This is a genomic window from Anabaena sp. PCC 7938 (assembly GCF_049315035.1).
GTDB classification, from domain to species: domain Bacteria; phylum Cyanobacteriota; class Cyanobacteriia; order Cyanobacteriales; family Nostocaceae; genus Anabaena; species Anabaena cylindrica.
The window spans coordinates 2,271,542-2,292,386 of the sequence record NZ_CP186034.1; the positions used below are offsets into that span (position 1 = coordinate 2,271,542).

Below are 20,845 nucleotides of genomic sequence, written 5' to 3' on the forward strand. Positions count from 1 at the left end.
ACCTCATACCGTAACTGCATCCCGCACTGCGACTGGTTCTCCAGTCAGGCTAAAAGGGCGAACTTCGGTAATTTTTACTTGTACTAATTTTCCTTGCAGTTCGTTGATATCACCGTTGAAGAAGGTTAAACGATTTCCGCGTGTGCGTCCCATTACTTGGGTTTTGTCCTTGGTATTTTGGGTTTCGACTAGGATTTCTTCGATTCTGCCAAAATAACGCTGCGATCGCTCTGCTGCTTTGACATTAACTAAATGATTGAGTCTTTGCAAGCGATCGCTTTTCACTTCTTCACTTAGTTGATTATCCCACAAAGCCGCAGGTGTACCAGGACGGGGTGAATAAGCCGCAGTATTCAACAAATCAAAACCAATATCATCCACCAATTTCATTGTATTTTCAAACTGCGCTTCCGTTTCCCCCGGAAAACCCACAATTGCGTCTCCACTAATGGATGCATCTGGCATATAACGGCGAATAGTATCAATAATGCGTCGATATTTCTCGTGAGTATAACCCCGTGACATCGCTTTCAAAAGCTCATTATCCCCAGATTGAAAGGGAATATGGAAATGTTCGCATACCTTCGGTAATTCGGCGCAAGCCTTAATTAGTCGTTCTGTAAAATAACGGGGATGACTAGTAGCAAAACGTAACCTTTCCACCCCTGGCACATCATGCACATAATAGAGTAAATCTGTCAATGTGTGCAGGTGACGACCTTCAGGAGTTGCTCCAGGTAAGTCTCTCCCGTAAGCATCAATATTTTGACCCAAAAGAGTAATTTCTTTATAACCTTGTTTCCCTAACTCTTCCATTTCTGCGCGAATAGCTGCGGGTGTCCGAGATTGTTCTACACCTCGTACGTTGGGAACTACACAATAAGTACAACGCTCATTACAGCCATAAATGATATTTACCCAAGCTGTCACCTCACTATCTCGGCGTGGTTGGGTGATATCTTCGATAATATGCATCGCTTCTGTAGCGACAACTTGATTACCATCAAAAACCGACTCTAGCAAATCTTTAAGCCGATTAGCGTGTTGAGGCCCCATCACCAAATCCAATTCTGGCACACGTCGCAATAATGCCTCACCTTCTTGTTGGGCAACGCAACCAGCAACGATTAAAGTTAAATCAGGCTGTTCATGCTTGCGTTTTGCCTGTCTACCCAGATAAGAGTAAACCTTCTGCTCGGCATTATCCCGAATCGTACAAGTATTATAAAGAATTACATTTGCATCATTAGGATCTTCTGACCATTCAAAGCCCATGTCTTCTAGTATGCCAGCCATGCGCTCTGAATCGGCTTTATTCATTTGGCAACCGAAGGTAGTAATGTGGTAGCGACGGGGTGAAGTGGTCATTGGGAATTACGCTTAATCAGTATCATGTATTTTAAATCTATTTACCATTCTATCGAAAACCTCTACCTTCTACCTTCTTCCTTTGCGCTCTTTGCTTCTCTTTGAGACGCTACGTGAACGCGTCTTCGCGGTTCACTATGATCCCTATTCTTATAGTTTAGTGGGAAGGGATTCAAGTGATCAATCACTTGAATCCCTATTTTTTACCTCCCTTATTTTCTCAAATTATTGCCACATCTCATCTTCAACTGTCTTGTCACCCGTTAAGCTAAAGAAGAGTTATCAGGTAGAAAGGCAACGATAGGATACTGTTTATGCAGTATATATACAGAAGAAGCAATGAAGCGAAAGCTTTATTCTACAGACCTTAGGGATTCAGAATGGGCAATTTTAGAGGCTTTGATTCCACCAGCTAAACGCGGTGGGCATTCGCGAACAACGGATATGCTGTTATGACTCATGTGATGTTGCGTCGTCTTGTTGTCTAAAGATTTACTTTATAAATGGTCTCTTAGGAGGGGTAATTTTGTATTTAACGCTTAGTGGAAAACGCTATAATCAGCTTACCTTGCGAGAATACTCCGCGTACATCCCCGGATTAAAACACATTAGTTTTTGAACTTCCGTGAGCGTCATCTCAACGGTTTTCAGGGGTCAATTCCAGAGTTTTTAGCCTATTTTCTGATAAATTCTATGCGTTTACCCGACGAGCCAGATTTGCCAGCCCAGATCAATATTGTCCCGATGATTGATGTCATCTTTGCAATTTTGACATTTTTCATTATGTCAACTTTATTTTTAACTCGGTCGGAAGGATTACCAGTTAATTTACCGAAAGCAGCTACAGCAAAATCACAATCAGCAGCAGTACCAATTACGGTAACGGTAGACCAAGGTGGCAAAATTAGCTTAAATCGTCAAGAAGTAACCCTGAACAGCTTGGCTGAAAATGTGCGGGAATTAATGGGTGCTAATACAGAAGTAGTAGTCATTATTAACGCTGATCAGAATGCTACTCACGGTCAAGTAGTGGGAGTTATGGATCGTTTGCGTCAGGTACAGGGAGCAAAATTAGCGATCGCAACTCAAAAACCTAAATGAGATAATTGGTAATGAGATTTTACCTTTACTCGTTACCGATTTTTCCTAAACTACGGGGAGACTCTACAATTGATGAGAAATGATTCTCCAATTCATTCTGACTCCTGTATTCTGTTTATAAATCACCGTTTTAGTAAAAGATATTAAAGGAAAAGTCTATGACAATTTGGGTAAATGAGCAAATTGATCCATCGGGGATGATTTATGCCTGTATTGCTTGTTGTGATGAGTCTCAAGCTCAAGATTGTCATGAATCATTTCAAAAAGGTTTAACCGAGCAGCAAAAAGCAGATGGTTGGGTTGCACAATTACGGTTAGTCAATTCTTGGGATGAAGTTCCAGTTAATGCTTTAAAGCTCAGTTAAATAGGTATAAAATTGGTTACGAAAATTGGATTAAATTTGGATGTTTGTTTTGCTCAACTTTAAATATCAACAGAATGGGATGATTTTTTGGAAGTTTTCAGGGTTATCATCATATTCAAAGAATAAAATCATAACTTTGCAAAACCTGCATAAATGTGGTGAATTATCCCAGCGTTTGCACTTCAGAGCAAAACTATCCCATTAATTTAGTTGGCAAAACGGGACAAGCTGTTCAAATTTCCATTCATAATCCCAGTCAGTATATCTGTGCCAACTGCGAACAGATTTTACCAGATTGGAAACAGCAACAGTTTTTGTGGGTAGTGGTTGTATTGCAGCAATCAAGATATCAACTAGAGGAAAAGACAGCACAAATAGAAACAGAAAAAGAAAGATTGCGGGAAAAATTTATGAGGTTTGGTTGTGACGTAGCATTTAATTTGCGCGATCGCGGTTATTTAACAGACATCATTGATCCCCGCACTGGCTATCCCTTGCTTTCCCATCCTGGCCCAGTTCCCCACGATGACACAGCAGTAGCTAAAGCTTTACTAGATTATGCAGTTATTAAAAATCAATGTTGCGTACTGGTTCATCCTCAATGGGGTACTGCGGTTTATCCGAGTATTTTGCTTTCCGAAGCACCCCCAGAAATGATTGAATTAGTTACGAGAGCGATCGCACCTCTGCATGGTTGGATAGAGGTTGAAATTACCTAACTCAATTTATCCAGTGCTAGATTTAGCTTGAAAACATTTACCCCAGGTTCACCAAAAATACCCAAAAACCGACCATCAGTGTTTTGCAAAATTAAAGTTTTCAACTTCTGTGGCTGAACTCCTCGCGCTTTGGCTACCCTGGCAATTTGCACCTCCGCACCTTCAGGAGTAATGTGAGGGTCAAGACTAGAACCAGAAGTGTAAACTAAATCAGCGGTAGGTTTTACACCCGCTTTTTTCAGACGATTAATTTCACCGTCAGTCCCGTTAATGCGTTTTAACAATTCTGGATTACTGGGAGCGAGGTTACTAGCACCAGATACCCCAGTTTTCAAAATACCAGCATCATCATTTTTTGGGTTTGCAGTGCTGTAGTTAGTAGTACTGGGACGACTCCAGAAATAATTTTCGCTTGTAAATGGTTGACCAATTAACGCTGAACCAATTACCGTTCCTTGGGAATTTGTAATTAAGCTACCGTTAACTTGATTAGAAAACGCGATTTGTCCCGAAATCAACATAAATAACGGATAGATAAAAGCTGTTAACAACCACAAAACTAAAGTTGAACGAATCGCTTTACTAATTTGATATCTCTGACTCATTTGAAAATTTCTCCATTTACAAAATATCAAATATTTTTAGGACTAACGAACCGCAGAGGATACAGGGAAGTAATTAAAATTTCTCAGGTTGAAAAATTACAACAAATAAATAAATACAAAGAGACAGGGTAACAAGTCCTAATAGAGTGATTGTGTAAGCTGAAAACCTTGATTCTGCTCCTGGTGTCGCCGCTTGTACTGCTGGTGCTAGTAATACATTCAAACAAAGCAGTAAAAAGAGATTTACCGGAATGCGATGGCGTTGGCAAGTTGCAAATATTTCTGATAATTCATTCATGATTTTAGAGGTTGATGGAGTTTAAACGCAAAGGGACGCTGAGGTTAGCGCAGAGTAACGCGGAGTTTATTTGGTATTAAGTTAAAAGTTTCATGCAATTCTTGTGGGATGGGCATCTTGCCCGTCCTGTTCATATTTTAAGCCAGTCCTACAGATGAAATCAGAACATCAATGATTTTGATGGCGATGAAAGGAGCAACCACACCACCTAATCCGTAAATAAAAATATTGCGTTGTAAAAGTTGATCAGCAGTTAGGGATCTAAATTTTACACCAGTTAATGCTAAGGGAATCAAAGCCGGAATAATTAAAGCATTGTAAATCAAAGCTGATAAAACAGCAGATTGGGTACTTACTAAACCCATAATATTGAGACTACTCACACCAATACCTGGAAAAATAGCGGGAATAATGGCAAAGTATTTAGCCACATCATTAGCAATAGAGAAAGTAGTTAGTGCGCCACGAGTAATTAGTAATTGTTTACCAATAGTGACGATATCTATTAATTTGGTTGGGTCAGAATCTAGATCAACCATATTAGCCGCTTCCTTTGCGGCTTGTGTACCAGAATTCATCGCCACACCGACATTTGCCTGAGCTAAAGCTGGAGCATCATTAGTACCATCTCCAGTCATTGCGACTAATTTTCCTTGGGCTTGTTCGTTACGAATTACCTCAATTTTATCTTCTGGAGTTGCCTCGGCAATAAAGTCATCTACACCTGCTTCTTTGGCAATCACAGAAGCAGTAATGCGATTATCTCCTGTGAGCATAATGGTTTTAATACCCATCCGGCGCATTTGATCGAATCTTTCTTGAATGCCTGGTTTGATAATATCTTTGAGGTAAATTACACCATAAATATCACTATCTTGACAGACTGCTAATGGCGTTCCACCTAATCTAGAAATTCGCTCATAAGCTACATCTAATTCTGGGGTTAATTTTCCATTTCGAGAACGGACAAATCCTTTAATCGCATCTACAGCACCTTTACGAATTTGTACTCCATTCGCTAAATCAATACCACTCATGCGGGTTTTGGCTGAAAATTCAATACCTTCTGCTTGTTTCGAGTCGAAATTTAATTTTGCACCTAATTTCTCTGCTAACTTAATGATTGATTTTCCTTCTGGTGTTTCATCAAACACACTAGAATCAAGGGAAATTTGGGCAACTTCCTGGAGAGAGTGACCTTGAACAGGAATAAATTCCTCGGCCATGCGGTTTCCTAGAGTGATTGTTCCTGTTTTATCTAAAACTAAAGTGTTAATATCTCCGCAAGCTTCTACAGCCCTTCCAGAGGTAGCAATGACATTAAATTGAGCTACTCTATCCATTCCCGCAATTCCAATTGCGCTTAATAATCCCCCAATCGTAGTTGGAATTAACGCTACTAATAAAGCGATTAATACTGCAATACTAACGGGTGAATTGACATAAACTGAAACTGTGGGCAAGGTGATAATTACCACTAAAAAAACTTGAGTTAAAACCGCTAAAAGTACAGTTAAAGCAATTTCATTGGGGGTTTTACTGCGGGAAGCACCTTCTACTAAAGCAATCATGCGGTCGATAAAACCTTGACCTGGTTCTGATGTAATTCTAATGATCAATTCATCAGAAATAATGCGAGTTCCTCCAGTCACGGAACTAGCAATATCAGTTCCCGGTTGTTTTAAAACTGGTGCTGATTCTCCGGTAATAGCTGATTCATCGACAGAAGCCAAACCAGCAATTACTTCTCCATCTGCGGGAATAAAATCACCAGAGATAACTTTAATTTGGTCGCCACGACTTAAGCTAGTGGAATTAACTTCTTGAATAGAACCATCAGGGAGAATTTTTCGGGCTGTAACATCAGCTTTTGTGGCGCGGAGAGAGTCAGCTTGAGCTTTACCTCTTCCTTCGGCTACAGCTTCAGCAAAGTTAGCAAAAACAACGGTGAAGAATAGAATTATGGTAATTAGTCCGTTAAAAAGTCGCGGGTTGTTACCAGTTGCAGTCCCAAATAAATTGGGGTCAATTGTCACTAAGGCTGTAATAATCGTACCCACCCACACCAGGAACATGACTGGATTTTTCAGCATATTGCGTGGGTTGAGTTTGATAAATGCTTGTTTAAATGCCCTGGAGTAGAGTCCCGCAGTTTTGGCTTTGGGTGTATGTTTGCGTTGTTGTCGAGTTTTTGTAGTTGTCATGGAAATTAGTTGTTTTTGTAACACAGAGGGGCGCGGAGGTCAGCACAGAGGTACGCAGAGGTTTTATCCTACCCACCTCTATTGATTAAAAATGCTTCGGCTATGGGGCCTAGAACTAGTACGGGGAAGAAGGTGAGCGCCCCTAGAATTAAAATTACGCCGCCAGTGATGCCAGTAAATAGTTTGGTATCGGTTCTCAATGTACCTGCGCTGATAGGCACAAGTTGCTTGCGAGACATACTATCTGCTAACAGTAGTAGAGCAATTATGGAGATATAACGTCCTGCTAAAATGCTGATGCTGGTGCTAAGGTTCCACCACAAAGTTCCATCTCCTAATCCTTCAAAACCAGAACCGTTGTTAGCTGCGGCGGAAGCATATTCATAAACTACTTGGGAAACTCCATGAAAACCTGGGTTAGTAATTCCTCCTAGTGCATCAGGAAAAGCAAATACAATTGACCAAGGAATTAAAATAGCGAAGGGGTGAATTAATAAGACTACGCTGGCTAGAACAATTTCTTTTTTCTCTATTTTGCGTCCTAAAAATTCTGGGGTGCGTCCTACCATTAACCCTGTTAGGAATACTGCCAAAATTAAGTAGAGAAATAAATATGCTGTCCCGGTTCCTTGTCCTCCCCAAATAATTTGTAGGAAGAGGTTAAAAAGAGTGGCAAATCCTCCTGGTGGCATGAGGGAGTCGTGCATTCCATTGACAGCACCGCACATGGTGGCTGTGGTCATTACTGCCCATAGTGCTGTTTGCGCCCAACCAAATCGGACTTCTTTGCCTTCTAAGTTGGGTTGTTGTTCTCCTAATAGGTTATTAACGAGGGGATTTCCTTGGTATTCACCAATTGCGGCTACACCTACTAAAATGACGAAGATGATAAAAACCATCCAAAATACTAGCCAGGCTTGTTTAATATTGTTAGCAAATACGCCGTATGTGTAAATAAATGCTGAGGGAATGGATATCATTGCCCAGGTTTCTAATAAGTTTGTAAATCCATTGGGATTTTCATAGGGATGGGCTGAGTTGATGCCAAAGAAGCCACCGCCGTTTTCACCAATTTGTTTGATAATTTCAAAGTGGGCGATGGGTCCTCGTGCGATCGCTTGTGTTGTCCCTTCTAATGTGGTCGCTGTTGCTACTCCTGCTAGGGTTTCGGGTACTCCTGCCATCATTAACAACAATCCCCCTACAACGGACATAGGTAGCAAAATCCGGGTAATTGATTTGGTTAAATCAATATAAAAGTTGCCTAAAGTCCTACCTGTTAAACCGCGAATAAAGGCGATTCCTACTGCTATTCCTGTGGCTGCTGAGGTAAACATTAAAAAACCTAAAGCAAATGTTTGGCTGGCATAACTGTAGGTTGTTTCACCAGCATAATGTTGTTGATCTGTGTTGGTCAGAAAGGAAAGTGTGGTATGCAGTGCTAAATGCCAATTCGGCGCACTTAGCCCTGTGGGATTTAATGGCAGCCATCCCTGAAGCATCAAAATTAGATAAACTAAAATCCCCATGACGAGATTGCTATACAATACTGCTTGGATATATTGCCAGCCTGTCATTTCATCATCGGGACGTACTCCGCTGAAGGTATAAATTACTTTTTCTAGGGGATTTAAAACTTTATCAAGGAGTGTTTTTTCTCCTAGAAAAACTCGTGCTATATATTTCCCCAGTAAGGGCGTTGTTGCTATGACTATTAGTAATGTCAAGGCAATTTGTATCCATCCTTGTAACATTGTTTTAGAAAATCTCCTGATGTATTAATCTGCAATTTCCATAATCTACTCTTTGGTTGAGTATTTAAAGAAAACTATCGAAACAATATTCTCTAAGTTGTAATAATTTGTATCATCAATTATTTTATGAACTAAAACAAGTAATAGAGGGATATAAAACGGAGTTTATTTTTTATATATAAATGTTTAGTGCGTTTAGTTAATATCTATATCAACTGTTTATTTTTTAGATAAACTCTTTTGGGATGCAAATAATTGGGCATGAATCAATGTAATATTAAATTGTGTTCCTGTAGCTTACTGTAAGACGAACTGCAGAGACGCAGAGAGCGCAGAGCTAGAGAAAAAGAGATGTTTACGGCACGCTTGAGGTTTCACATCTGAATTTGGAATCGCTATATAATTTTTTTAGTAAGGATTCAGGATAAAAAATGTTTGATATAGCAGGGAACTCTTAACAGTCAGGGGGAAAAATTTCCTTCATCCTTCATCCTTCTTATTCCTGACTCCGAACTCCGAACTCCGAACTCCAAACTCCTGACTCCTGAATTCTTACTTTTTTAGTTCACACAATAAATAATTATTGTTTTTTAAATGGTATATTTTTTAGCTAAATCACCTGATCAAGAATCGTCTTTAGGCAAATATTTACTCATTGTTATTTTATTTATAATTGCCCTAGTTTTGGAGTACTTTACACCAACTGAATATGTGTTTGGCTATCTCTACACAGGGCCAATTTTATTAGCAAACTCCTGGTTGGGAAGACGCGGAAACTTTCAAACAACCTTTATTGCTGTGTGCTTAACTATGCTCAATCTTGTAGTGCCGGGAGGTGAAGAGATGAAGATTTCTACTATAGCCAGTAGAGCGATCGCAGGAATAGCTTTGATTGTCACAGGTGTTTTGAGCGATCGCTTGCGTCGTTCGGAAGATGCGATCGCTATCACCCGTGCTAAGTTAGAAGCTCAAGAGGAGTTATCGAGAGTGCGAGAAGACTTTGCTTCTACCCTCACCCATGATTTAAAAACGCCCCTATTAGGCGCAATTGAAACTCTCAAAGCTTTTGAACAAGAAAAGTTCGGTGTCGTCTTACCAGCACAGCAAAAAGTTTTGGCGACAATGACACGCAGTCATCAAACTTCCTTACAACTACTAGAAACTTTATTAGATATTTATCGCAATGATACTGAAGGTTTAAAACTAGTCTTAGCACCTGTGGATTTAGCTATCTTGGCAGAAGATACCGCTGCTACTCTGTCTGAATTAGCTTCTAGTCGTCGCGTTTATCTCTCACTTAACTATGGTGACTCTGATTGGCGACAATCTCTGTGGGTTAAAGGTGATGCCCTCCAACTGCAACGAGTTTTTACCAATCTTCTCATCAATGCTATCAATCATTCTCGACGTGGCGAACGTGTTGAAGTGGTGTTAGAATCCCAAGCTTCCTATCAAGTAGTGAAAATATTGGATACAGGTGCGGGTATTCAACCTGAACAGTTCCCCTATTTATTTGAACGATTTTATCAAGGACATAGCAACCGTCAAGCAAAAGGTTCTGGATTGGGACTTTATCTATCTCGGCAAATTATTGAAGCTCATAACGGTATAATTTGGGCAGAGAACAGAGTACCCATCGGTGCTATGTTTGCTTTCAAGCTCCCTGTAAATCATTTCAGTCCTCTTTAACTGTGCCAGATGGTATCTACTCCAATCAAAATTCTCCTAGTTGAGGATGATGAACTCTTCCGCTTAGGGTTGCGCGTGCGATTGCAACAAGAAACAGGGTTAGAAATTATCGCTGAGGCTGAAGATGGAGAAACAGCTATTGAATTAGTCAACCGACATTCTCTTGATGTAGTGCTTTTAGATGTAGGATTACCAGGAATTGGGGGAATTGAAGCCTGTCAGCAAATTAAACAGAAATATCCCTATTTACCAGTTCTGATCTTAACTTCCCATTCTCAAAAATCCTTGATTATGCAGTTAATTGCCGCAGGCGCTCAAGGCTATTGTCTCAAAGGAATTCCGGCTGAAAAATTAATTTTAGCACTCCGTTCTGTTGCATCTGGGGCATCTTGGTGGGATGAAACGGCAACGAAAGAAATTCGGTCTAGTTTTACATCTGATTCTAGCCAAATTGACTCAGAAAATAGCTCAAAACCTGCCAATCCACTCACCCAAAGAGAAAGAGAAATTCTCACATTGTTAGCAGCCAGAAAAACAAATCAAGAAATTGCCCTGTCACTCTACATTACGCCAGGAACAGTCCGGGTACACGTCCATGCAATTTTGCAAAAACTAGAAGTTAGCGATCGCACTCAAGCCGTTGTTGTCGCTTTACAAAAACAATTAATTCGTAATTCGTAATTCGTAATTCGTAATTATTTATTTTTCCCCCTGCTCCCTGCTCCCTGCCCCCCTCCCTTGCCCTGAGCGAAGTCGATAGCGTAGCGTGGCGTTAGCCATAGGGCTGCCTCCTAACTATTCTTCGGTCTTCGTAGTTGCTGAGAATTAATCGGGCCAAGAATTTGGTTGAGACTCTGCAATTGTTCAGCCGTACCCATACAAATTAAGGTATCTCCTGGCATTAAAACTGTATCTCCAGTTGGTCCACCTATCAAATTGCCATCAGTACGGCGAATAGCTAAAACTAAAGCCCCAGATTGTGATCGCAAATTTCGCTTTTTGCAAACTTTGTCCTACAAAAGGACACATAGTCGGGTCAAGTAAAAATTCTTCCATATATAACTGACGGTCTGCCCCAGTCAAAATCCCATCTACAAAGTCTAAAACTTGCGGTCTAAGGGCTGCTGCTGCCATTCGCTTACCACCGGTAATATAAGGGGAAATCACCGCATCTGCACCGCCTCGTTGTAACTTTTTCAAAGCTTCTTCTGTACTTGCCCGTGCGATCGCTCGAATACCAGGATTTAATGTTTTTACAGATAAAACTATATATAAATTTTCGGCATCAGAAGGAAGTGCAGCCACAATACAAATTGCTCGTTCAATGCCAACTTTCAGCAGCGTATCATCCAAAGTTGCATCACCTTGATATGCCGTGTAACCTTCTGCCTGCGCCCTTTGTACAGATTCCATCTCCGCATCAATGACGACAAAAGTCACCCCTTCGGCTCGAAACTCCTTGGCAATTTGTCGCCCAGTCCGGCTGAAACCACAAATTATGTAATGTCCTGAAAGGGATTCCATTAAGCGCCTTTGTTGCCGTAGTCGAATTCCTTCTTGAAAATAGCCTTGAATTACAGCTTCTGTAAATCTATTGACAATGTAACCGATATTGACTACACCCATCAAAATCAGAGCAATTGTAAATAACCTGCCGCGACTACCTAGCGGGTGAGTCTCGCCATAACCTACAGTTGCCAAGGTGATCACAGTCATGTAAGCTGCATCTTCCCATGACCAGCCCTCCACCAACCAATACCATAAAGTCCCAATGAGGAACACAAAGCCAAGGGCCACTGCCCCAGCCATTAATTCTTGTTGAATCCGTTTATATTTTTGCTCAAGGGTAGAATACACAAATTTTTTTATTGCTGACACTCGTTTGAGGATATCTGAGCGTTAAGCTAAGAGAAAGAGTTATTTGCGGGAAATAATTAGAAATTTTCAGAAATTTTTAATTATTTATAAAAAACTAGTAGAGTATACGATAAAGGATTTTCAGGAGGAGCGGTAGTGAGTTTCCAAACTCTAGTTGAACAAGCCACGATCCCCCCAGAGTCAGGTATTATGCCATCTACACCTTTCGATGCGGATAGCTTCAATGAGGCTGTCATGTCCACATACGCCCGGTTTCCATTAGCTTTAGAACGGGGCGAGGGCTGCCGTGTGTGGGATACCCAGGGTAAGGAATATCTAGATTTTGTTGCCGGCATAGCTACTTGTACTTTGGGACACGCCCACCCAGCAATGGTAGAAGCGGTAACACGCCAAATCCAGAAACTGCACCATGTTTCTAATTTGTACTATATTCCCGAACAAGGTGAATTAGCCAAATGGATTGTTGATCATTCCTGTGCTGATAGGGTATTTTTCTGTAACTCTGGCGCTGAAGCCAACGAAGCAGCAATTAAACTAGTGCGGAAATATGCTCACACAGTTTTAGATATTGCTAACCCGATCATTTTAACTGCCAATGCCAGTTTTCACGGGCGGACTTTAGCCACTGTCACTGCCACCGGACAGCCAAAGTATCAAAAGTATTTTGATCCTCTAGTACCTGGTTTCTACTATGTTGATTACAACGATATCAGAGCAGTAGAAGCAGCCGTTACCGAATTAGATGAAGGTAATTATCGTGTTGCGGCAATTTTGATTGAACCATTGCAGGGAGAAGGTGGTGTACGTCCTGGGGATGTTGCCTACTTTAAGAGGTTGCGTCAAATTTGCGATGAAATCGGCATTTTATTGGTGTTCGATGAAGTGCAAGTAGGAATGGGACGCAGCGGGAAGTTATGGGGATATGAACATCTGGGCGTAGAACCGGATATTTTCACTAGTGCCAAGGGACTAGGTGGGGGTATTCCTATCGGTGCAATGATGAGTAAGAAACTCTGCGATATTTTCCAACCAGGGGAACACGCGAGTACATTTGGCGGTAATCCTTTTGTCTGCGGTGTGGCGTTGAGTGTCTGCCAAACTTTGGAAAAAGAGAACATTTTGCAGAATGTAGAGGAACAAGGCGCACACTTGCGAGAGGGATTAAGAGCGATCGCTCTCAAATATCCTCAGCATATCTCAGAAGTTCGCGGTTGGGGTTTAATCAACGGTATGGAAATCAAGGCAGATGTTCCTTTAACTGCACCTGAGGTTGTCAAAGCTGCCATGGATGAGGGTTTATTACTCGTACCTGCTGGGCCAAAGGTCGTCCGATTTGTACCTCCTCTCATTGTCACAGAAGCAGAAATCAATCAAGCATTAAAAGCTGTAGAAAAAGCACTAGCTAAAGTCACAGCATAATTCGTAATTCGTAATTCGTAATTCGTAATTTAAGAATTATCAATTACGAATTTTTTACTTTCAATTTGGAATAGAGTAGTCGAAAAAATAACGAACCATGAAAGAAACAAAGTCTAATTATACAGTACGCAGAGGAAGAATATTTCCGGAAATTCAATGGACTCAAGAACAAAAAGCCCAATGGCAAGCTGAATGCGAAACATTGTATCAACACTCAAAAATTATTTTTGAACAATTACAACCGGAATTAATTAAAACTCACTACAACTGGTATATAGCAGTTGAGCCAGTTTTACTCCTGACTCCTGAATCCTGACTCCTGACTCCTGAATTCTGCTGTATATAAGCGAAACATTGTATCAACACTCAAAAATTATTTTTGAACAATTACAACCGGAATTAATTAAAACTCACTACAACTGGTATATAGCAGTTGAGCCAGTTTTACTCCTGACTCCTGAATCCTGACTCCTGACTCCTGAATTCTGCTGTATATAAGGTTAATTTGAATGAAATGTAATAAAAGATTTAGATTAAATTCACTCAGAACTTCTATTCATCTAGACGGCTGCAATGTTACACATGATCAACAACTTCATGAATTTTCTTCTGATGCTGAAGCAGAAGCTTTTTTCAATCAAAGTATTCAAGCACTACTCACACAGGGTTGGTTTGATAGCGAATCTATCTCAGCAGACGAAAATGACAAAGATTTTACCCCAGATGAATTATATGAAATGTTCTTAGACTTAAAATCTCGTATAGATGAATTTGTCACTGCAACTGCCAAACTCCATATCAAAATTACTCCATATTCAACTCCAGAAACTACTTTATGGCAAAGTAAATTTGGCGGTTTACCATATTTTCCTAAACATCTTACTTATCCCACAGCCCCAGATGGTAATCCCTTAAATCTTTTAGCACAAATCAATTTTGCAGAAACTCCCACTTTAGAAGATTTACCAGAAAAAGGTATTCTTCAGTTTTATATTGAAACATCAGGTAAAACAGCCTATGGAATATCAAATGATCCACAATTAGCACAAACAACTTTCCGAATTATTTACTTTCCTGAACCAGATTTAAATATTGACAATCTATTAAATAATTTTGATTTTTTGCCTGAACCTAAATGTTTTCCACTACAAAAAAAGCTCTGTCTAGCATTGAACTTTTCTATTAAATCCACTCCTATGAGTACATGGGATTATCGTTTTATACCCTTACTCAAAAGCTATTTTTCTACCATTTTTAACCAGAGTAATCTCACTGAGACAATAGAAAATTCTTTAGAAGAACTGGTAGATGATTTCATGGAAGAATATATAGAAAAATATGAATACTCACTAGAAGGACACCGTTTAGGTGGGTATCCCCAATTTGTACAGGAAGATGAGCGTCACCTGTTGTTAGAAGAAGGTTACGATTTTCTGTTATTCCAAATGGACTCTGATGATGATAATTCAATAATTTGGGGAGATATGGGAGTTGGTAACTTTTTTATTCAGCCTTCTGCACTCAAACGTTTAGATTTTTCTAAGGTTCTTTACACCTATGCTTGTAGTTGAAGTAAGATGGGGTAGTTCATAGTGCCGAATCACCTCAGCCACAGACCAAGCTTGTGCGATCGCACCTCTGGATATATGCGGTGCATCACCATCAAAAATCTCCGAGATTGAACCCAAACAACCATCACAGAGAAAGTGATTAATTAGCGGTTCCCAGTCAAAAGGTATAGTTTGCTCTGGGTAAAAACGTTCCCAAGCTCGGATATATGCACCAATTAACCAACACCAAACAGTACCTTGATGATAAGAGCGATCACGCTTTTCTGAATTTCCCTCATAGATACCAACATATTCTGGATCACCAGGATCAAGACTTCGCAAACCGTAAGGAGTCAACAATCGAGACGTTGCTAAATCTAAAACTTGACAACTTTGCTGTTGCGAAAAACCACAATGGTGCAAAGATAAAGCCAAAACGGCATTAGGGCGAATTTGCGAATTCCGTCCATCATCTGGATCAATAAAATCATAAAAATAGCCTAACTGCGGATTCCAGAACTTTTGTAACGAAATTTTTACCTGTTCTGCTTGCTGTCTATAGCGTTGTGCTTGGTGAGTTAAACGCACGGAATTGTCTATATCTATTTGGCTCAAACGTTCAGCCCATTGACTCAACCAGCATAAAGCCGAATACCAAAGAGCATTGATTTCTACAGCTTTACCGCGACGGGGTGTCACAGGTAATCCCCCAACTACCGCATCCATCCAAGTCAAAGCTACACCATTAGCATCCCAACAAATTAGCCCATCAGTGGCATCAAGTTGAATATTGTAACGAGTACCACCAACAAAAGCTTTGTGAATTTGCTGGACAACTGGAAATTGCTCTACTAAAAACTGCCAATCTTGAGTAGCTTCTAAATAAAGCCCTAAAGTTTCAATCCACCACAATGCGGCATCAATACTGTTATAAAACGGTTCGCTATCAATATCAGGAAAGGCATTGGGAATCAGTCCATGACGGCAGTAACATCCAAAGGTTTTTAATAGTCCTTTGGCTAAATCAAAGCGCTGTGTAACTAGTGTCAATCCTGGTAAGGCAATTAAAGTATCTCGTCCCCAATCATTAAACCAGTGATATCCAGCAATGACTGTGGGGCCAGCAATGGAAGCACGATAAACAATAAATTGGTCACTAGCTTGAAGTAGTTTTTGCCGAATAGGTGATTGGTGACTAAAGAATGAGTAATTTTCCCCTCTGCTTCCTGCTCCCTGCTCTCCTGCTGCTTCTAGTCCCCAACTAAAAATTTGTGAAAGTCTCTCTTGTTCTGCGTCTACGGCTTCTGCAAAGCTATGAGGAGAGAGAATTGGTTGCTGGAGGTCGGGTAAACCTACTTTTGCTTCTAGGGTGAGAATATCTCCTGGTTGGAGATTAACTGTTAAATAGCCAGGACTATAAAGGTCTTCGCGATCGCATAAACCCCGTTTTTTTTCTTCTGGTAAACCATAATTCCAGTACCAAACTCCATCGGCTTGATACTCTCCTTTTGTCCAGCGTAGATACCAAGGTGTACCAAATTGCCCGCAATTGTGCGCTTGTAGACAAACTACCTGTGGACTCACCAATTGGGAAAACTGTAATTTCTCGCTTTCATTTTGCTGCTGATGAAAATCGCGATCGCCTATCAACAGTCTTAACCTTAAAATCCCCGCTTCTTTGCCCTCATACCGATACTGAATCAAAATCCTTTGAGCATTGATATTTGGTATTTTATCCTCCCTATCTCCCCCCACAAACCCATAAGGCATCACCAACTGTCTAGTTAACTGCCAGTTTTTTTTACCCCAAACCCATTTAGGAACTGGGTTAATATCGAAATAGCGCAGCATTTCATAACCTGTTGGCTCAATTTTTTGACCCCTGTTCCAAAAATTTGTCCCCAGTGCTATCACTTCACCAGGGATTTCTAAGCTGGCTTCTAAATGGGAAAACAGTAATTTTCGCCCAGAAGGTGGATTTGTTGCCGCAAATAGCCATCCATGATAAGTCCGTGTATGCACATCCGAAACTGTACCACTAGCAAAACCACCCAAGCCATTGGTTAGTAACCATTCTCTAGTATCTAAATTAGTCATTGGTTACTCAAAATCGTTATGAGTATGATATAGTTGTAACAGATCGTAATTAAACTGTGACAAGCTTAGATGGGTGAGTTGTAACTTATCTAAAGTCCCAAGCTAAGAAATAGATATAAGTTAAAGGAGAATCAGGTTAATGACGCTCACTTACGGAACAGTAGACTGCCTCCGCGTTGGTCAGCAGGCTCCCGACTTTACAGCAACAGCTGTGCTAGACCAGGAATTTAAAACAATTAAACTTTCTGAGTATCGGGGTAAATATGTTGTTTTATTTTTCTACCCCTTAGACTTTACCTTTGTTTGCCCCACTGAAATTACAGCATTTAGCGATCGCTACGAAGAATTCAAGAAGCTTAACACAGAAGTTCTCGGTATTTCCGTTGATAGCGAATTTTCCCACCTAGCTTGGATTCAAACAGATCGTAAAGCCGGTGGTGTTGGTGACTTAAATTATGCCCTGGTTTCCGACATTAAAAAAGAAATTAGCGCCGCTTACAATGTTCTAGACCCCTCAGCAGGTATTGCTTTGCGCGGTTTGTTCATCATTGATAAAGATGGTATCATTCAACACTCCACTGTTAACAATTTAGCTTTCGGTCGTAGTGTTGAAGAAACTCTACGTACATTACAAGCTATTCAACACGTTCAAACTAACCCTGATGAAGTTTGTCCTGCTGGTTGGCAACCAGGAGAAAAAACAATGGTTCCCGACCCAGTTAAATCCAAAGTTTACTTCGCAGCAGTTTAAGGGATTGGGGACTGGGTACTAGGTATTGGGTACTGGGTAAAAATTTATTTTTCCCAATCACCAATTATCAATCACCAATCCCCCATGAATTCTGAATTTCTATTTAATTATTTATGCTGACCTCAACAGATTTTACTGGCTTATTCAATGAGCGATTCTTCCGTAACCTGTTACCAAAACCAGCACTCGATGAGTTCAGATTGGGAGTGGGAACACCAGATTTTAAATTATCTGATATTACAAATAATCGCACCTTAAAATTATCTGATTATCGAGGTAAACAGCCCGTATTGCTTGCCTTTACTCGGATTTTTACAGAAAAACAATATTGCCCTTTTTGCTATCCCCATATTAAAGCCTTAAATGAAAATTATGAAGAGTTTAAGAATCGGGGTATAGAAGTTTTGATGATTACTAGTACAGATAAAAAGCAAAGTCAAGTAGTTGTTCAAGACTTAGGCTTAAAAATGCCCTTATTAAGTGACCCTAGTTGTTATACATTTCGGACTTATCAAGTAGGACAAGCTTTAGGAGCGCCTTTGCCAGCACAATTTATGTTAGATAAAGATGGGAAATTACTTTATAGGCATTTATTTTCATTTTTAGATCACAATGCGACTTTAGAGAGATTATTGGAACAGTTTAATTAAGGTAAAGTACGAAATCGGCATTGCGATCATTAATATTCTAAGTAATTTTACAAAATTAATTACAAAAATTCAGGGCTAAATTTTTGTCTAAGTAGAAAAGCGCAAAAAAACCGTAGTACGTAAAAAAAGTAAAGTTGCCCAAAAACCTCTTCCCTTCTGTCTTCAGCATAGCTGCCTCCTTCAACCTATCTCCTACTAAAAAATACTTTCACAATTGCAGCCAATAGTCTTCACTTAATCTTTAAGAATAAATCCGTACAAGTACAGTATGTTTTTATATCAATAACCATCAAAATAATATCACAGGGCTTCAAGAGAGATTAATCTTTTGCGGCTTGCAAAATTCAAATCATAGACAAGGCAGATAATCCTTATTTCTATGTCTTTGAAGTCATAAATCCAGCTTATTCATAGCTAGGTTTTAAGAAAAAATCCGTTTCCATCCAGTTGATATTTATTTAGAGGTTACTTGTTAGAATGCTGCAAAAATTATCCTTGGCTTTACTGGGAATAACTGCTGTAGTCCTGAGTGCAAATCCAGCTAGTGCTGTTAGCATGACAAAAGGCAGCGGTATGTTCTCTACCTACTCTGATGCTAAAACCATCACCTTTGATGATGGCACAGCAAATGACCCAAATGGTTTTGCTACCTACTCCAATATTACTACTAACATTGTTCAAGGCAGTAAGAAAAATGAATATGCTGCACCCCTTGACGATAAAACCAAATATCTAACAATTGCTCCATCAAATAAAAATGTCGCAGGCAATAGTGGGTTTGTCAATATTAAGTTCAAAGAAGCTATTGATTACTTCGGTTTTTATGCCGGCTCATTGGATAGTTACAACTTTATTGACATTTACAACGGTGATCAGTTGTTAAAGACTTTTAGTGGCTCAGATGCGCCAAATGCTGTAGCTGATGGTAGCTGGACTAGCACTAAGGCTAATATGTTTATCAATCTTGTCGGTGACGCAGGTGAAAAATTTGACCGTGTTGTGATGCGTTCAAACGGTGTTGCCTTTGAAACAGATAACCACACCTATAGATTAGCTAAGAGTGTTCCAGAATCTAACATGATGTTAGGTGTGTTAGCAGTAGGTGCTTGTGGTATGACTTCACTATACAAACGCTTACAAAATAAAGTGACAGTGAAAGGATAGATTTATAGATTTATTCGGTAAGCGTAAATATTAAATATGAAGAGTGCTGAGAGTCTCAAATCTTAGTTACTTAATTTATAACTGCTATGTTAGGTAACACACATAGCAGTTTTTTAGTTTAGGGAAATTGATTCAGTTAGGAGCGGGTTATAATTTGACTTGTGCCAAATGACTGCGGGGATTATAGGTACGGATAGCCCGGATTTTTTCATAATATTCCCTCTCTTGCGGACTGAGGTCTTTTGGAGGTGCGATCGCAACTTTCACAAACTGATCACCACGTCCACCTTTAGCCAGAGGCCAGCCTTTACCACGTAAGCGCAGGGATTGCCCAGAGCGTACTCCTGCCGGCAACTTAACATTTACATTACCATCGGGTGTGGGTACATCAATAGCAGCACCCAAGGTAGCCTCATCCGGTGTAATTAGCACTTCGCAAACTAAATTATCACCCTCAAGTTGGAAAAAAGAATGGGGTTGCAATTCCACCTTTAAATACAAATCTCCCCGTTGTTGAGTCATGGGGTTGATTTGACCCTTACCCCGTAGCCGCAGACGAGTCCCAGATTTAGCTCCGGAAGGGATGCGAACATCAATTGTTTCGTTACCTAAACCGAAGCGTTTTTGGACACCTGCAAAAGCCTCAGCAAAATTTAAGCTGATCACAGCTTCGGTATCTTGAGTAGCAGCACCTGCATCTTGGAAACCAAATTCATTAACACCACCAAAACCGCCACTGGGTCTTCCTGGAGAAGTGCGATAAGAGTAATTTTGTTTTCCTGCGTGTGGGCCAGCACCACCAAATAACTCATTGATAAAATCATTAAAGCTGCCGTATTGACTGAAGTCGAAGCCACTCATATCAACACCAGCACCACCTCCAGGGAAGCCTTCACCAGCCTGTTTCCAGTATTGACCATATTGGTCGTACTTTTTGCGCTTATCTGGGTCGGATAAAACTTCGTAAGCTTCATTAACTTCTTTAAATTTTGCCTCTGCTTGCTTATTACCTGGGTTAACATCCGGGTGAAACTTGCGGGCTAGTTTACGAAAAGCTTGTTTAATTTCTTCTGGAGTGGCAGTTTTACTAATTCCTAAAATTGAGTAATAGTCTTTGAAGTCGGTTGCAGCCATCTACCAGCCTCCTGTAAAAATTTAGGTTATGTTTTTTTCTAAGATATTGAGATTAACTGTTTGCCAGATATATGGGCAAAAGTTTCTGATATTAAATTA

18 protein-coding genes and 2 pseudogenes are annotated in these 20,845 nt (G+C 40.1%); 12 read left to right on the top strand and 8 right to left on the bottom strand.

Annotated elements, in window-relative coordinates:
* Positions 1–3: 3 nt before the first annotated feature.
* Positions 4–1,368, bottom strand: coding sequence for a tRNA (N6-isopentenyl adenosine(37)-C2)-methylthiotransferase MiaB (miaB, locus tag ACOWPH_RS10480; protein WP_015215327.1), 1,365 nt, complete (start codon positions 1,366–1,368; stop codon positions 4–6).
* 339 nt (positions 1,369–1,707) lie between these two features.
* Here miaB and ACOWPH_RS10485 point away from each other — a divergent pair.
* From ACOWPH_RS10485 to ACOWPH_RS10500, 4 genes and pseudogenes are all read left to right on the top strand, one after another.
* A pseudogene (locus ACOWPH_RS10485) lies at positions 1,708–1,815 on the top strand (transposase); the annotation flags it as partial.
* A 246-nt stretch (positions 1,816–2,061) separates the two neighbouring features.
* Positions 2,062–2,469: an ExbD/TolR family protein gene (locus ACOWPH_RS10490; RefSeq protein ID WP_015215328.1), complete on the top strand. Its 408-nt coding sequence runs from the start codon at positions 2,062–2,064 to the stop codon at positions 2,467–2,469.
* Positions 2,470–2,627: 158 nt separating this feature from the next.
* The gene (locus ACOWPH_RS10495) at positions 2,628–2,834 is read left to right on the top strand and encodes a hypothetical protein (protein ID WP_015215329.1); all 207 of its coding nucleotides are present in this window, start codon (positions 2,628–2,630) and stop codon (positions 2,832–2,834) included.
* Positions 2,835–2,989: 155 nt separating this feature from the next.
* Positions 2,990–3,553, top strand: coding sequence for a methylmalonic aciduria and homocystinuria type D protein (locus ACOWPH_RS10500; protein WP_015215330.1), 564 nt, complete (start codon positions 2,990–2,992; stop codon positions 3,551–3,553).
* Here ACOWPH_RS10500 and kdpC read toward each other — a convergent pair.
* The 4 genes from kdpC to kdpA form a co-directional block, all read right to left on the bottom strand.
* Complete coding sequence (kdpC, locus tag ACOWPH_RS10505) at positions 3,550–4,158, bottom strand: K(+)-transporting ATPase subunit C (RefSeq protein WP_015215331.1); 609 nt, start codon at positions 4,156–4,158, stop codon at positions 3,550–3,552. The two genes, ACOWPH_RS10500 and kdpC, sit on opposite strands and share 4 nt — an antisense overlap.
* 73 nt (positions 4,159–4,231) lie before the next feature.
* Positions 4,232–4,456 carry a K(+)-transporting ATPase subunit F gene (kdpF, locus tag ACOWPH_RS10510; RefSeq protein ID WP_015215332.1) on the bottom strand — a complete coding sequence of 75 codons (225 nt, stop codon included), beginning with the start codon at positions 4,454–4,456 and terminating at the stop codon, positions 4,232–4,234.
* Between the two features lie 137 nt (positions 4,457–4,593).
* Positions 4,594–6,660 carry a potassium-transporting ATPase subunit KdpB gene (gene kdpB, locus ACOWPH_RS10515; protein WP_015215333.1) on the bottom strand — a complete coding sequence of 689 codons (2,067 nt, stop codon included), beginning with the start codon at positions 6,658–6,660 and terminating at the stop codon, positions 4,594–4,596.
* A gap of 68 nt (positions 6,661–6,728) precedes the next feature.
* Entirely contained in the window at positions 6,729–8,414 is a 1,686-nt protein-coding gene (kdpA, locus tag ACOWPH_RS10520; RefSeq protein WP_015215334.1) for a potassium-transporting ATPase subunit KdpA, read from the bottom strand.
* A 594-nt stretch (positions 8,415–9,008) separates the two neighbouring features.
* Between kdpA and ACOWPH_RS10525 the strand changes: the two genes are divergently transcribed.
* Entirely contained in the window at positions 9,009–10,103 is a 1,095-nt protein-coding gene (locus ACOWPH_RS10525; protein ID WP_015215335.1) for a sensor histidine kinase, read from the top strand.
* A 9-nt stretch (positions 10,104–10,112) separates the two neighbouring features.
* Positions 10,113–10,784: a response regulator transcription factor gene (locus ACOWPH_RS10530; protein WP_015215336.1), complete on the top strand. Its 672-nt coding sequence runs from the start codon at positions 10,113–10,115 to the stop codon at positions 10,782–10,784.
* A 110-nt stretch (positions 10,785–10,894) separates the two neighbouring features.
* Here the strand turns inward: ACOWPH_RS10530 and ACOWPH_RS10535 are convergent.
* A pseudogene (locus ACOWPH_RS10535) lies at positions 10,895–11,912 on the bottom strand (potassium channel family protein).
* A 204-nt stretch (positions 11,913–12,116) separates the two neighbouring features.
* On the opposite strand from ACOWPH_RS10535, the gene ACOWPH_RS10540 reads away from it, so the two are divergent.
* The 3 genes from ACOWPH_RS10540 to ACOWPH_RS10550 all read left to right on the top strand — a co-directional run bounded on the left by ACOWPH_RS10540 (position 12,117) and on the right by ACOWPH_RS10550 (position 14,971).
* Positions 12,117–13,400 carry an aspartate aminotransferase family protein gene (locus tag ACOWPH_RS10540; protein WP_015215338.1) on the top strand — a complete coding sequence of 428 codons (1,284 nt, stop codon included), beginning with the start codon at positions 12,117–12,119 and terminating at the stop codon, positions 13,398–13,400.
* A 97-nt stretch (positions 13,401–13,497) separates the two neighbouring features.
* The gene (locus ACOWPH_RS10545) at positions 13,498–13,716 is read left to right on the top strand and encodes a hypothetical protein (RefSeq protein ID WP_015215339.1); all 219 of its coding nucleotides are present in this window, start codon (positions 13,498–13,500) and stop codon (positions 13,714–13,716) included.
* A 193-nt stretch (positions 13,717–13,909) separates the two neighbouring features.
* Positions 13,910–14,971 carry a YwqG family protein gene (locus ACOWPH_RS10550; protein ID WP_015215340.1) on the top strand — a complete coding sequence of 354 codons (1,062 nt, stop codon included), beginning with the start codon at positions 13,910–13,912 and terminating at the stop codon, positions 14,969–14,971.
* On the opposite strand, the gene ACOWPH_RS10555 is transcribed toward ACOWPH_RS10550, so the two are convergent.
* Positions 14,930–17,047 (bottom strand): amylo-alpha-1,6-glucosidase, encoded by a 2,118-nt coding sequence (locus ACOWPH_RS10555; RefSeq protein ID WP_015215341.1) that lies wholly within the window; start codon positions 17,045–17,047, stop codon positions 14,930–14,932. The two genes, ACOWPH_RS10550 and ACOWPH_RS10555, sit on opposite strands and share 42 nt — an antisense overlap.
* A gap of 139 nt (positions 17,048–17,186) precedes the next feature.
* On the opposite strand from ACOWPH_RS10555, the gene ACOWPH_RS10560 reads away from it, so the two are divergent.
* The 3 genes from ACOWPH_RS10560 (at position 17,187) to ACOWPH_RS10570 (ending at position 19,612) form a co-directional block, all read left to right on the top strand.
* The gene (locus tag ACOWPH_RS10560; RefSeq protein ID WP_015215342.1) at positions 17,187–17,798 is read left to right on the top strand and encodes a peroxiredoxin; all 612 of its coding nucleotides are present in this window, start codon (positions 17,187–17,189) and stop codon (positions 17,796–17,798) included.
* Positions 17,799–17,911: 113 nt separating this feature from the next.
* Positions 17,912–18,448 (top strand): peroxiredoxin family protein, encoded by a 537-nt coding sequence (locus ACOWPH_RS10565; protein ID WP_015215343.1) that lies wholly within the window; start codon positions 17,912–17,914, stop codon positions 18,446–18,448.
* A gap of 477 nt (positions 18,449–18,925) precedes the next feature.
* The gene (locus ACOWPH_RS10570) at positions 18,926–19,612 is read left to right on the top strand and encodes a hypothetical protein (protein ID WP_015215344.1); all 687 of its coding nucleotides are present in this window, start codon (positions 18,926–18,928) and stop codon (positions 19,610–19,612) included.
* A gap of 147 nt (positions 19,613–19,759) precedes the next feature.
* Here ACOWPH_RS10570 and ACOWPH_RS10575 read toward each other — a convergent pair whose 3' ends face one another.
* Positions 19,760–20,746 (bottom strand): DnaJ C-terminal domain-containing protein, encoded by a 987-nt coding sequence (locus ACOWPH_RS10575; protein ID WP_015215345.1) that lies wholly within the window; start codon positions 20,744–20,746, stop codon positions 19,760–19,762.
* Between the last annotated feature and the right edge of the window lie 99 nt (positions 20,747–20,845).